This is a genomic window from Pseudomonas sp. AAC, from assembly GCF_000725445.1.
GTDB classification, from domain to species: Bacteria; Pseudomonadota; Gammaproteobacteria; order Pseudomonadales; family Pseudomonadaceae; genus Pseudomonas; species Pseudomonas citronellolis.
In genome coordinates, this window is sequence record NZ_KL647099.1 from 259,461 (window position 1) to 273,027 (window position 13,567).

The window sequence follows — 13,567 nt, forward strand, 5'->3', positions numbered from 1 at the left end:
CACCCAGCTCATGCCCGGCTTCGCGGTCGAGTTCGGAGTGCCCGGAAGCAGGTGATCCGTGGCCCGACCCGAAGCGCGCCTGGGATCGAGGTCAAACGGCGGATAACGCCATAGGCGTTATGCGCCCTACACCTGGCCCAGCCAAAGCATGCGCTTCGCGACACAGAACGTCGCCCCACCCCGATACAATCCCCCACCTTGGGAAAAACCCTCCCACCCCACCCCGGCTTCTGCTCAAATTGCCGGGCCCCCCGGCAAACCTGGAGAAACGATGAGCGAAGCCCTGAGCCCCGGCCTGATGGTCATCCACGGCAACCACCCCGAGGCGCTGCGCGACCTGCTGGTGGCCTGGATGGCGCGCTACCCGCTGGCGCCGCTGGAAAGCGAAACCATCCTGGTGCAGAGCAACGGCATCGCCCAGTGGCTGAAACTGGCCCTGGGCCGCGACGTCGCCGACGGCGGCTGCGGCATCACTGCGGCGCTGGACGTGCAGCTGCCTGCGCAGTTCCTCTGGCGCGCCTACCGCGGCGCGCTGGGCAAGGACCAGGTGCCGGAAGTCTCGGTGCTGGACAAGGCGCCGCTCACCTGGCGCCTGATGCGCCTGCTGCCGACCCTCCTGGCGCGCGAGGAATTCCAGGCCCTGCGCCGCTTCCTCGCCGACGACGCCGACCTGCGCAAGCGCTACCAGCTGGCCGAGCGCCTGGCCGACCTGTTCGACCAGTACCAGGTGTACCGCGCCGACTGGCTGGAGGACTGGAGCGAGCACCGCGACCAGTTGCGCACCGCCGGCGGCAACCTTCGCCCGCTGAACGACGACGAACGCTGGCAGGCCGAGCTGTGGCGCGCCCTGCTGGCGGAGGTGGGCGAGGACGGCCTGGCCGGCAGCCGCGCCGGCGTGCACCGGCGCTTCCTCGAACGCCTGCGCGAAGGCGCGCCGCCCAAGGGCCTGCCGCGCCGGGTGGTGGTGTTCGGCATCTCCGCCATGCCGGCGCAGACGGTGGAAGCCCTGGCCGCGCTGGCGCAGGTGGCCCAGGTGCTGCTGTGCGTGCACAACCCCTGCCGCCACCACTGGGCCGACATCGTCGCCGACAAGGACCTGCTGCGCCACGAATACCGCCGCCAGCAGCGCCGCCCCGGCGTGCCGCTGCAACTGGACGACGACCTCCAGCACCAGTATGCCCAGCCGCTGCTGGCCGCCTGGGGCAAGCAGGGCCGCGACTACATCAACCTGCTCGACCAGTACGACAACCCCGAGAGCTACCGCAGCCGCTTCGGCGAGGTCAGCGGCGGGCGCATCGATCTGTTCAGCGAGGAGTCGCCGGCGCACCTGCTCGGCCAGTTGCAGGACGACATCCTCGAACTGCGCCCGCTGGCCGAGACCCGCGCGCAATGGCCGGCCCTGGAGCCGGCGCGGGACCGCTCCATCCGCTTCCACCTGGCCCACAGCGCCCAGCGCGAGGTGGAGGTGCTGCACGACCAACTGCTGGCGCGCTTCGACGCCGACCCTACGCTGCGCCCGCGCGACGTCATCGTCATGGTCCCCGACATCGACGCCTACGCGCCGCACATCCAGGCGGTGTTCGGCCAGCTCGGGCGCGACGACCGGCGCTTCATCCCCTTCACCCTGGCCGACCAGGGCCAGCGCGGCCGCGAGCCGCTGCTGGTGGCCCTGGAGCATCTGCTGCAGCTGCCCGACAGCCGCTTCGCGGTGAGCGAAATCCTCGACCTGCTGGACGTCGGCGCCCTGCGCGCGCGCTTCGGCATCGGCGAGGCCGACCTGCCGCTGCTGCAACGCTGGATCGACGGCGCCGGGGTGCGCTGGGGCCTGGATGGCGAGCAGCGCGAAGACCTCGGCTTGCCCGCCGCCGAAGAGGCCAACACCTGGCGCTTCGGCCTGCGGCGCATGCTGCTGGGCTTCGCGGTGGGCGAGGGCGAAGCCTTCCAGGGCATCCAGCCCTACGCCGAGATCGGCGGCCTGGACGCCGCCGTGCTCGGCCCCCTGGCCGGCCTGCTGCAGCGCCTGGCCGAGGCCTGCGAGCGCCTGGCCGAGCCGGCGCCGCCGGAGGTCTGGCGCGAGCGCCTGCGCCAGCTGCTCGACGATTTCTTCCTGACCCGCGACGAGCACGACGAACTGCTGCGCCAGCAACTGCTGCAACTGCTCGAACGCTGGCTGGAAACCTGCGGGCGCGCCGCCTTCGGCGAACCGCTGCCGCTGTCGGTGGTGCGCGAGGCCTGGCTCGGCGGCCTCGACGCCGGCGGCCTGAACCAGCGCTTCCTGGCCGGCGCGGTGAGCTTCTGCACGCTGATGCCGATGCGCGCCATTCCCTTCCGCGTGGTCTGCCTGCTGGGCATGAACGACGGCGACTACCCGCGCCAGCAGCCGCCGCTGGACTTCGACCTGATGCGCAACGACTACCGCCCGGGCGACCGCTCGCGGCGCGAGGACGACCGCTACCTGCTGCTCGAAGCCGTGCTCTCGGCGCGCGACCAGCTCTACGTCAGCTGGGTGGGCCGCAGCATCCGCGACAACAGCGAGCGCCCGCCGTCGGTGCTGATCGGCCAGCTGCGCGACCACCTGGCGGCCGGCTGGTCGCTGGCCGGCCAGCCCGGCGACGGCAAGGCGCTGCTCCACGCGCTGACCACCGAACACCCGCTGCAACCCTTCAGCCGCCGCTACTTCGAAGGCCGGGGCGAGGGCGTCGACGGCTTCTACACCTACGCCCGCGAATGGCGCGAGGTGCACCGCGACGACGAGCCGGCGGAACAGGCCGAGGCGCCGCTGCCCGAACTGCTGCCGGACGCGCCCATCGGCCTGCGCGTGCTCGCCGACTTCCTCGCCAGCCCGGTCAACGCCTTCTTCCAGCAGCGCCTGAAGGTGCGCTTCGCCGAGGAAGACCTGACCGGCCACGACGAGGAAACCTTCGCCCTCGACGGCCTGCAGGTCTGGCAGCTGCAGTTCGAACTGTGCGAGCGCCTGCGCCCGTGGATCGAGCAACACTGGGCCGACGGCGAACTGCCCGGCCGCATCGAGGGGCAACTGGCGCGCCTGCGCGGCGAGGGGCGCCTGCCGCTGGCGGCCTTCGGCGCCTTCAGCGCCCGCGAGCTGAGCGCGCCGCTGGGCGAACTGCTGACGCGCTACCGCGAGGAACTGGAGCACTGGAGCGAGGCCGAGGAAGGCCAGCGCGAGCTTATCCACAGCCACGCGGCCAGCGGCGTGGAGCTGGGCGACTGGCTCGGCGGCCTGCGGCGCAACGCCGAGGGCCAGTGGGCCAGCGTGCAGCTGGTCAGCGGCAAGCTGCACGAAGGCCGCGGCTACAAGTGGCACAGCCTGGTGCGCCACTGGGTGCGCCACCTGGGCCTGCAACTGTGCGGCGCGCCGGTGCGCAGCCTGCTGGTCAGCCAGACCGGCACCCTGGAACTGCCGCCGCTGACCGCGGAGATCGCCCGCGGCCACCTGGACGCGCTGATCACCGCCTGGCTCGAAGGCCTGCGCCGGCCGCTGCCGGTGGCCTGCAAGGCGGCCTTCGCCTGGCTGGGCGCCGCCGGTGACGAAGCCCGCGCCGCCAGCGAGGCGGCCAAGCGCTATGACGGCGGCTTCGGCAGCAGCGGCGAGGCGGCTTCCTCGCCGGCCCTGGCGCGGGTCTACCCGGACTTCGCCAGCCTCAACGCCAGCGGCGAATTCGCCACCTGGGCCGAGAACCTCTACGGCCCGCTGTACCAGCTGTTGCAACGCCGCGACGACGAGGAGCAAGGCCAATGAGCCGCGAACTGCGCGCCCTGGAATTCCCCCTGCACGGCAGCCGCCTGATCGAGGCCAGCGCCGGCACCGGCAAGACCTTCACCATCGCCCTGCTGTACCTGCGCCTGGTGCTCGACCACGGCGGCGAACTGGCTTTCGGCCGGCCGCTGAGCCCGCCGGAAATCCTCGTGGTGACCTTCACCGACGCCGCCACCCAGGAACTGCGCGAACGCATCCGCGCGCGCCTGGGCGAGGCTGCCGCCTGCTTCGCCGAGCCGGCGCTGCAGCACGACGCGCTGCTGGTGGAGCTGCGCGCCAGCTACCCGGAGCAGCGCTGGCCCGGCTGCGCGCGCCTGCTGCGCCTGGCCGCCGAATGGATGGACGAGGCCGCCGTGTCGACCATCCACAGCTGGTGCTACCGCATGCTCCGCGAGCACGCCTTCGACAGCGGCAGCCTGTTCACCCAGGACCTGATCACCGACCAGAGCGAACTGCTCGCCGAAGTGGTGCGCGACTACTGGCGGCGCAACTTCTACCCGCTGCCGGCGCCGGCGGCGAAGGTGGTCGGCGACATCTACAAGGGCGGCCCCGAAGCCCTGGCGCGCCTGCTGCAGCCCTTGCTGGCGCAACAGGAGGCCGGCTTCCGCTATGCCGACCAGCCGCTGAGCGCGCCCGGCTCGCTGCGCGAGCTGCTGGAGGAGACCGGCGCCTTCTACGCCCGCCTGGACGAACTGGCGCAGCAGGCCCGCGCCGCCTGGGCCGCCGACGCCCAGGGCCTGCGCCAACTGCTGATCGACCTGCGCCCGCAGCTCAACGGCAACAGCTACCGCAACAAGGACGACGACGCCGTCTTCGAAGGCTGGCTGCAGGCACTGGAAGCCTGGAGCCTGGGCGGCGCGGCGCCGGAAAACCTCCACCGCTTCGGCCAGACGCGGATCAAGGTGAAGGCCAAGACCCTGGTGCCCGAGCACGCCGCGTTCCAGGCCATCGATGCCTGGCTGGAGGCCGCCGAGCAGCAGCCGGACATCGCCCCGCAACTGCTGCTGCACGCACTGGGCGAAGTCAGCCGCGCCCTGGAGGCGGAGAAGCAGCGCCGCGCCGAACTGGGCTTCGACGACCTGCTGGCGCGCCTGGACCGCGCCCTGGCCGGCCCCGGCGGCGAGCACCTGGCCGAGCGCATCCGCCAGCAGTTCCCGGTGGCGCTGATCGACGAATTCCAGGACACCGACCCGCTGCAGTACCGCATCTTCGAGCGCATCTACCGCATCGCCGACAACCCCAGGGATTGCGGCCTGTTCATGATCGGCGACCCCAAGCAGGCGATCTACGCCTTCCGCGGCGCCGACATCCACACCTACCTGCGCGCCCGCGCCGCCACCGCCGGGCGCCACTACACCCTGGGCACCAACTACCGCTCGACCCTCGCCGTGGTGGAGGCGGTGAACCACTGCTTCGCCTTCGCCGAGGGCCACGAGCGCGGCGCCTTCCGCTTCGCCGCGCAGGGCGACAACCCGGTGCCGTTCCAGGCAGTGGCCGCCAAGGGCCGCGACGAGCGCCTGCTGATCGACGGCGAGGAAGCCGCGGCGCTGACCCTCTGGCAGCTGGAGAACGACGGCCAGGTGGTCGGCAGCCGGCTCTACCGCGAGCAGATGGCCGCCGGCGCCGCCAGCGCCATCCGCCACTGGCTGAGCCTGGCCCAGCAGGGCCGCGCCGGGCTGTACAAGGCCGACGGCACGGGCCGCGCGCTGCGCCCGGCGGACATCGCCATCCTGGTACGTGGGCGCAGCGAGGCCGAGGCGGTGCGCGCGGAACTGGCGGCGCGGCGCCTGGCCAGCGTCTACCTGTCCGACCGCGACTCGGTGTTCGACAGCCCCGAGGCCGGCGACCTGCTGCACTGGCTGCGCGCCTGCGCCGAGCCGGGCAACGACGCCCTGCTGCGCAGCGCCCTGGCCACCCGCACCCTGGGCCTGGGCTGGCAGACTCTGGAGCGGCTGAACCAGGACGAACAGTTCTGGGAAGGCATGCTCATGCGCTTCCGCGACTACCGCAGCCAGTGGCAGCAGCAGGGCGTGCTGTCCATGCTGCGCCGGCTGCTGGCCGACTTCGAACTGCCGGCGCGGCTGCTGCGCCGCGCCGACGGCGAGCGCAGCCTGACCAACCTGCTGCACCTGGCCGAATGGCTGCAGCGCGAGGCCGCCGAGCTGGACGGCGAGCACGCCCTGCTGCGGGTGCTGGCCGAGCAGCTGGCCAGCCCGTCGAGCGAGGAAATCCTCCGCCTGGAAAGCGACGCCGACCTGATCAAGGTGGTGACCATCCACAAGTCCAAGGGCCTGGAATACCCGCTGGTGCTGCTGCCGTTCATCTGCAGCTGGAAGGAGCTGGACGGCAAGAGCCAGACGCCGCCCAGCTTCCAGGGCGAGGACGGCAAGGTGATCGAGCTGGCGCGCGGCAAGGACCTGGCCGAGGCGGCCTACCGCCTGGCCAACGACGAACGCCTGGGCGAGGACATGCGCCTGCTCTACGTGGCCCTGACCCGCGCCCGCCACGCCCTGTGGCTGGGCGTGGCGCCGCTGGTGGCGGGCAACGCGAAGAACCCCGAGCTGCACAAGGGCGCCTTCGGCTACCTGCTCGGCGGCGGCGCGGCCATCGCCCTGGACGGCTTCGCCGGCTGCCTGCAGGCCCTGGGCGGCGGCTGCCCCGGCATCCGCATCGAACCGGTTCCGGCGGTGGACGCCACGGCCTACGACGAGGCCCGCGCCGGCCAGCTCGGCCAGGCCCGCGAGCCGCAGCGGCGGGTGGCGGAGAAATGGTGGATCGCCAGCTATTCCGCGCTGGCCACCCTGGACGCCGAAGGCGACGCCCCGGCACCGGCCAGCGAACCCATCAGCGCCGAGGAAGCCACCCTGCGCGAAGGCGACGCCGACAGCGCCGCGGCCGAACTGGCCCAGGCCGCGCCGGCCGCCGGCAGCCTGCACGCCTTCCCGCGCGGGCCCAACCCCGGCAGCTTCCTCCACGGCCTGCTGGAATGGGCCGCCGACGAGGGCTTCGCCGCCGTGGCGGAGCAACCCGAGGCGCTGCGCGACCTGATCGCCCGGCGCTGCCAGCTGCGCGGCTGGGAAGCCTGGATCGAGCCCCTGGCGCAGTGGCTGCCGGCCTTCCTCCAGGCCGAACTGGCGGTGCCCGGCGCGGCGCCGGTGCAACTGGCGGCGCTGGCCAGCTACCAGAAGGAAATGGAGTTCTGGTTCGCCGTGAAACCCACCGACAGCACCCGCCTCGACGCCGCCGTGCGCGCCCACGTGCTGCCCGGCGAGACGCGCCCGGCGCTGCAGCCGACGCAGCTGGGCGGCATGCTCAAGGGCTTCATCGACCTGGTCTTCGAACACGAGGGGCGCTACTACGTGGCCGACTACAAATCCAACTGGCTCGGCCCCGACGCCGCCGCCTACACCGCGCCGGCGCTGCGCGCGGCGGTGCTGGAGCACCGCTACGACCTGCAGTACGCGCTCTACCTGTTCGCCCTGCACCGCCTGCTCAAGGCGCGCCTGGCGGACTACGACTACGATCGCCACATCGGCGGCGCGCTCTACCTGTTCCTGCGCGGCGGCGAGCACGGCGTGTTCCACGAACGCCCGCCGAAGGCGCTGATGGAGGCGCTGGAAGCGCTGTTCAGCCAACACGCCGAGGAGGTGCCGGCATGACCCGCGAGCAACTGCTGGAACTGCTCGGCCAATGGGCCGGACGCGGCTGGCTGCGCGAGCTGGACCGCGCCTTCGCGGCCTTCCTGGTGGAACAGGCGCCCGACGCCGAGCCGCTGCTGATCCTCGCCGCCGCCCTGGCCAGCCACCAGCTGGGCCGCGGCCACGTGTGCCTGGAGCTGGCCGCGACCCTCGCCGACAGCCGCTTCGCCCTGTCGCTGCCGCCGGACGGCGAACTGGAAGGCACGCCGCTGACGCTGCCCGGCGAACTGCTCGACGGCCTCGACCTGGCTGCCTGGCAGGCCGCCCTGGCCGACCCGCGCCTGGTGGGCGAGGGCCCCGGCGCCACGCCGCTGGTGCTGGCCGGCTCGCGCCTGTACCTGCGTCGCTACTGGCAGTACGAACGCGAGGTGCGCGCCGGCATCGATCAGCGCCTGGCCCGCGGCGAGGCCCTGCGCGCGGCGTTGCCGACCGACGCCCTGCGCCAGGCCCTGGACGCGCTCTTCCCGAAACAGGCGAATGCCCCGGCGGACTGGCAGAAACTGGCCTGCGCCCTGGCCGCCGGCAACGCCTTCGGCATCGTCACCGGCGGCCCCGGCACCGGCAAGACCACCACAGTGGTGCGCCTGCTGGCGCTGCTGCAGAGCCTGGCCCTGGGCGGCGAGGGCGGCCGGCCGCTGCGCATCCGCCTGGCCGCGCCCACCGGCAAGGCGGCGGCGCGGCTCAACGAATCCATCGCCAACGCCGTGGACCGCCTGGACCTCGGCGCTTTCGCCAACGGCGAGCAGATACGCCAGCAGGTGCCCAAGGAAGTCACCACCCTGCACCGCCTGCTCGGCAGCCGCCCGGACAGCCGCCAGTTCCGCCACCACCCCGGCAACCCGCTGGCGCTGGACCTGCTGGTGGTGGACGAAGCTTCCATGGTCGACCTGGAAATGATGGCCGCGCTGCTCGGCGCGCTGCCGGACAAGGCGCGGCTGATCCTGCTCGGCGACAAGGACCAGCTGGCCTCGGTGGAAGCCGGCGCGGTGCTCGGCGAACTGTGCAGCCGCGCCCGCGAGGGCCACTACCGCGCGGCGACCCGCGACTGGCTGCAGGCGGTCAGCGGCGAGCAGGTCGACGATGATCTGCTCGACGCCCACGGCCAGCCCCTCGACCAGGCCGTGGCCATGCTCCGCCACAGCCACCGCTTCAGTTCCGCCAGCGGCATCGGCCAGCTCGCCGAGGCGGTCAACGCCGGCGACGTGGCGGCCATGCGTGCGGTCTGGGAACGGGGCTACGCCGACTTGGCGCGCCTGGCCCTGGACGCCCGCGACAACCAGGACCTGCGCGAACTGGTGGTGGAAGGCGGCGGCCGTTATTTCCTCGACGCCGCCGCCCGCACGGGCGTGGCCCCGCCCCAGGGCTACCGCCACTACCTGCAGGTGCTGCGCGACACCCGCCCGGCGCCGGACGCCGCCCAGGCCGAGTTCGACGCCTGGGCCGGGCGCGTGCTCGCCGCCCACGGCCAGTTCCAGGTGCTCTGCGCCCTGCGCCGCGGCCCCTGGGGCGTGGACGGGCTGAACCTGCGCATCGCCGACCTGCTGCAGGACGAGGGGCTGATCCAGCCCCACAGCGGCGCCTGGTACCTCGGCCGCCCGCTGCTGGTCACGCGCAACGACTACGGCCTGGGCCTGATGAACGGCGACATCGGCATCACCCTGGCGCTGCCGCGGGAGGAGGGCGGCGAGCGCAAATGGCCGCTGCGGGTGGCCTTCGCCGACGGCCGCGGCGGCATCAAGTGGGTGCTGCCCAGCCGCCTGCAGGCGGTGGAAACGGTGTTCGCCATGACCGTGCACAAGTCCCAGGGCTCGGAATTCACCCACGCCGCCCTGGTGCTGCCCGACGCGCTCAACCCCATCCTCACCCGCGAACTGGTCTACACCGGCATCACCCGCGCGCGCAGCTGGTTCAGCCTGGCCAGCGCCGGACGCGGCCAGTGGGTGCTGGAGGCGGCGATCGAGCGGCGGGTGCAGCGGGCCAGCGGGTTGCTGGAAGCTTGAGGGGCAAAATTGCGATAGGCATCACAATTAGAATTGTCTGATGTCAGATTGAGGTCATTGCCTACAAGCTGGCGGAATGAAGTTAGGACAATTCCTTCGTCCGCTGGACGCCTCCTTTTCCACTCCCAGCGCCGCCCGCAAACTGCTGCGCCTGCTCAGCGGCGCGCTGCTGCTGTGCCTGCTGTGCAGCCTGGCGTTCGCCCTGAGCATGGCGTTCAACCATGAGGTGTCGATCCGCCGCCGCGACATGAACGCGGCCATGTACGAGGCGCAGCTGTACTTCAGCCAGCGCGAGTCGCTGCTCGACTACCTCGGCCGCGGCCATGTGCCGCTGGCCACGCCCGTCACCGCGGCCACGCGGCTACCCGCCTGGCCCGGCGAAGGGCCGGCGCCGTTGCTGCTGCCGCTGCCCGGCGCCGTGCGGGCGCTGCTGCTGTTCCCCGGCGACCTGGCTGAGCTGCGCGACAAGCGCCTGGGGCTGATCCACGTGGCGTCCGGCGCTACGCCGCAGGTCAGCCGGCTCAACGAGGCGGGCCACCCCGACGCCGCGCTGCCGGCCGGCGTGCTCGCCGCCCTGGCGGGCAGCTCCGGGGCGGGGCCGGGCACGCGCTGGCTGGCCGACCCCGGCGACCCGCTGGGGCGGCTGTTTCTGTTCAAGCGCCTGGATGACGGCTGGTTGGGTCTGGAAATCCGCGGCGACGACCTCGACGCGGCGCTGCAGCGGCCCGAGGCCGGCGACTACCTGCTGCTGGACCGCCGGCACCGGGTGGTGTTCTCCAGTCCCGCCGAAAGCCCCGACGGTGAAGTGTTCCGCAACCTGTGGAATGGCGACTGCTTCGACTTCGTCGGCCTGGGGCCGATTCCCCAGCAGGTGGCCCTGCTCAAGCACCTGGGCGCCTCGAACTGGGCGCTGGTCTACCACCAGGGCGTCGGCCAACTGCTGGTTGCCCTCTGGTTGCCGATCCTGCTGGCCAGCGGCCTGGCGCTGGCCGCCGGCCTGCTGCTGCAGCGCCTGGGGCAGCGCATCGACCAGCGCCTGATCCGCCCGGCGCAGCAGCGCCTGGAGGCGCTCAAGGAAAGCGAAGCCTTCTCCCGCGCGGTCATCCGCGCCGCCCCCGTGGCGCTGTGCGTGCTGCGCCGCGCCGATGCCGCGGTGGTGCTGGAGAACCCCCAGGCCGAGCAATGGCTGGACGGCGGCCAGGTGATCCCCCGCGATGGCGCGCGCTGGATCGCCCAGGCCTTCGCCAGTGACGGCGGCGCGGCCTGCGAGGAACTGGCGGTGGGCGGCGGGCGCCACCTGTACCTGAGCTACACGCCGACGCGCTACAACGGCGAGGACGTGTTGTTCTGCGCCTTCAGCGACATCAGCGCGCGCAAGCAGGCCGAGGCCGAGCTGTCCCGCGCCAAACAGCTGGCCGACGCCGCCAACCAGGCCAAGACGCTGTTCCTGGCCACCATGAGCCACGAGATCCGCACGCCGCTGTACGGCGTGCTGGGCACCCTGGAACTGCTCGGCCGCACCCGCCTGGACCTGCAGCAGACCGGCTACCTGCAGGCCATCCAGCGTTCCTCGTCGACCCTGCTGCAGCTGATCAGCGACGTGCTCGACGTGTCCAAGATCGAGGCCGGGCAACTGGTGCTGGAGCCGGAGGAATTCTCGCCCCTGGAGCTGACCGAGGAAGTGGTCCAGTCCTTCGCCGGCGCGGCGCGGGCCAAGGGCCTGCAACTGTTCAGCTGCATCGACGCGCAGCTGCCCCTGCGCCTGTCCGGCGACGCCACGCGCATCCGCCAGATCCTGGGCAACCTGCTGAGCAACGCGCTGAAGTTCACCGACAGCGGCCGCGTGCTGGTGCGCGTGCGCCAGCGCGGCGAGGAGGGCGGCAAGGCGATCCTGGACTGGCAGGTGATCGACAGCGGCTGCGGCATCGCCGCCGAGGAGCAGGTGCGGCTGTTCGAGCCCTTCTACCAGGTTGGCGGCAGCGCCCGCCAGGTGGGCGGCACCGGCCTGGGCCTGTCGATCTGCAAGCGCCTCACCCGCCTGATGCACGGCCGCCTGCGGGTGGTCAGCGACCTCGGCCTGGGCAGCAGCTTCACCCTGAGCCTGCCGCTGGAGCCGGTCGAGGCCGCGGCGCCGCAACCGATTCTGGAGGACGGCCCGGTGCTGGTGCTCTCGCCCATGCGCGAGCTGGGCGAGGCGCTGTGCGGCTGGATCGCCCGCTGGGGCGCGCGGGCGCGGATGGCCACGCCGCAACTGCTGGCCGAGGCCGACGACCAGTCGGTGCTGGTGGAGGTCCGCCTGCACGGCCCGGCGGCGCCGCCGCTGGAGGGCTGGCCGGGCTGCCGCGTGGTGCTCAGCGCCGAGGGGCACCTGCAGCCGGCGCGCCTGGGCTGCGACTGGCTGGTCGGCCTGCACAGCCTGGGCGCCCTGGGCCGGGCCATCGGGCTGGCCCAGGGCTGCCTCAGCGGCGGCGCCCAGCGCGAACGCCCGGCGGGCGCCGCACGCGACCTGCAGGGGCTGCGCGTGCTGGTGGTGGAGGACAACCAGATCAACCAGCTGATCCTGCGTGACCAGCTGAACGCCCTGGGCTGCCGCGTGGAACTGGCCGGCAACGGCCAGGAAGCCCTGCAGCGCGGGCGCGCCGAAGACATCGACGTGGTCCTCACCGACCTCAACATGCCACGCATGGACGGCTACCAACTGGCCAGCGAACTGCGCCAGCGCGGCTGGCAGCAGCCGATCATCGGGGCCACCGCCAATGCCATGCGCGAGGAGCGCGAGCGCTGCCTCGCCGCCGGCATGGATGACTGCCTGCTCAAGCCGGTGGACCTGGAGACGTTGTACCGCTGCCTGGCGGCAGCGAAGGAGATTTCATGAACCCCCTGCCTTACCGGGTGCTGGTCGTCGAAGACCAGGCCTTCCAGCGCGAGTACCTGCTGGAGCAACTGCGCACCCAGGGCGTGTGCTACCTCGAGGCGGCCGCCGACGGCGCCGAGGCCATCGAGCGCCTGGAGCGCCAGCGCTTCGACCTGGTGCTCAGCGACCTGCTGATGCCGGGGATGGACGGCGTGCAGCTGATCCAGCACCTGTCCACCCTGGAGTGGCGCCCGCAGTTGGCACTGATGAGCTCGGCGCCGCAGCGGGTGCTCGGCGGCGCCTGCCAGGCGGCCCGGGCGCTGGGCCTGACGGTGCTCGACCTGATCGCCAAGCCGGCGCCGCCGGCGGCCATCGCGCGGCTGCTGGAGCGCCTCGGCCAGCGCCAGGGCGCCGCGCGCGAACCGGGCCGGCAGGCGACCTGCTTCAGCCGCTCGCAACTGCTGCTGGCCCTGGCGCGGGGCGAGCTGCAGGCCTGGTTCCAGCCGAAGAAGTCGCTGCGCGACGGGCGCATTGTCGCCGCCGAGGCCCTGGTGCGCTGGCTGCACCCGGAGCACGGCCTGCTGCTGCCCGGCGCCTTCATCGACGACCTGGCCCGCCACGGCCTGGAGCAGGTGTTGCTGTGGACCATGATCGAGCAGTCGCTGCGCGCCCAGGCCGGCTGGCGCCAGCAGGGCTACCGCATACCGGTGTCGGTGAACCTGCCGACGCACCTGCTGGACGACCCCGGCCTGCCCGACCGCCTGGCCGACTTCGTCGTGCTGCAGGGCGGCGAGCCGGCCTCGCTGTGCTTCGAGTTGACCGAAAGCAGCACCACGCGCCGGCCCGGCAACTACCATGCCGGGGCCTGCCGCCTGCGCATGAAGGGCTTCGGCCTGGCCCAGGACGACTTCGGCCAGGGCTACAGCTCGCTGTACAACCTGGTGTCGACGCCCTTCACCGAACTGAAGATCGACCGCGCCCTGGTGCACGGCAGCGTCGAGGACGAATCCCTCGCCGCGGCCCTGGAGAGCACCGTGGCCCTGGGCCACCGGCTGGGCCTGGAAGTGGTCGCCGAAGGCGTGGAGAGCACCGCCGAGCTGAGCCTGCTGCGGCGCCTGGCCTGCGACCGGGTACAGGGCTTCCTGATCTCCGAGGCGGTGTGCGCCGAGGCCTTCGACCGCCTGCTGCACGAAGACGGGCCGGCGGGGGCTCCCTGAGCCTCGTCCGGCGCCGCGCC

Annotated in this window: 5 protein-coding genes; all 5 read left to right on the forward strand. The window is 72.5% G+C overall.

Translation table 11 applies throughout. From position 1 onward, the window contains the following. The first annotated feature begins 271 nt into the window (after positions 1–271). The 5 genes from recC (at position 272) to FG99_RS22520 (ending at position 13,547) form a co-directional block, all read left to right on the forward strand. Complete coding sequence (recC, locus tag FG99_RS22500) at positions 272–3,760, forward strand: exodeoxyribonuclease V subunit gamma (RefSeq protein WP_043272402.1); 3,489 nt, start codon at positions 272–274, stop codon at positions 3,758–3,760. After that, positions 3,757–7,437, forward strand: coding sequence for an exodeoxyribonuclease V subunit beta (recB, locus tag FG99_RS22505; protein ID WP_043272403.1), 3,681 nt, complete (start codon positions 3,757–3,759; stop codon positions 7,435–7,437). Before recC ends, recB begins: the two co-directional genes overlap by 4 nt. Beyond that, positions 7,434–9,476 (forward strand): exodeoxyribonuclease V subunit alpha, encoded by a 2,043-nt coding sequence (recD, locus tag FG99_RS22510; RefSeq protein WP_043272404.1) that lies wholly within the window; start codon positions 7,434–7,436, stop codon positions 9,474–9,476. Before recB ends, recD begins: the two co-directional genes overlap by 4 nt. 76 nt (positions 9,477–9,552) lie before the next feature. Then, entirely contained in the window at positions 9,553–12,351 is a 2,799-nt protein-coding gene (locus FG99_RS22515; protein ID WP_043272405.1) for an ATP-binding protein, read from the forward strand. Then, positions 12,348–13,547, forward strand: a complete 1,200-nt coding sequence (locus FG99_RS22520) for a response regulator cyclic di-GMP phosphodiesterase PvrR (RefSeq protein ID WP_043272406.1) — start codon at positions 12,348–12,350, stop codon at positions 13,545–13,547. The genes FG99_RS22515 and FG99_RS22520 overlap by 4 nt, the downstream gene beginning before the upstream one ends. Positions 13,548–13,567 lie beyond the last annotated feature (20 nt).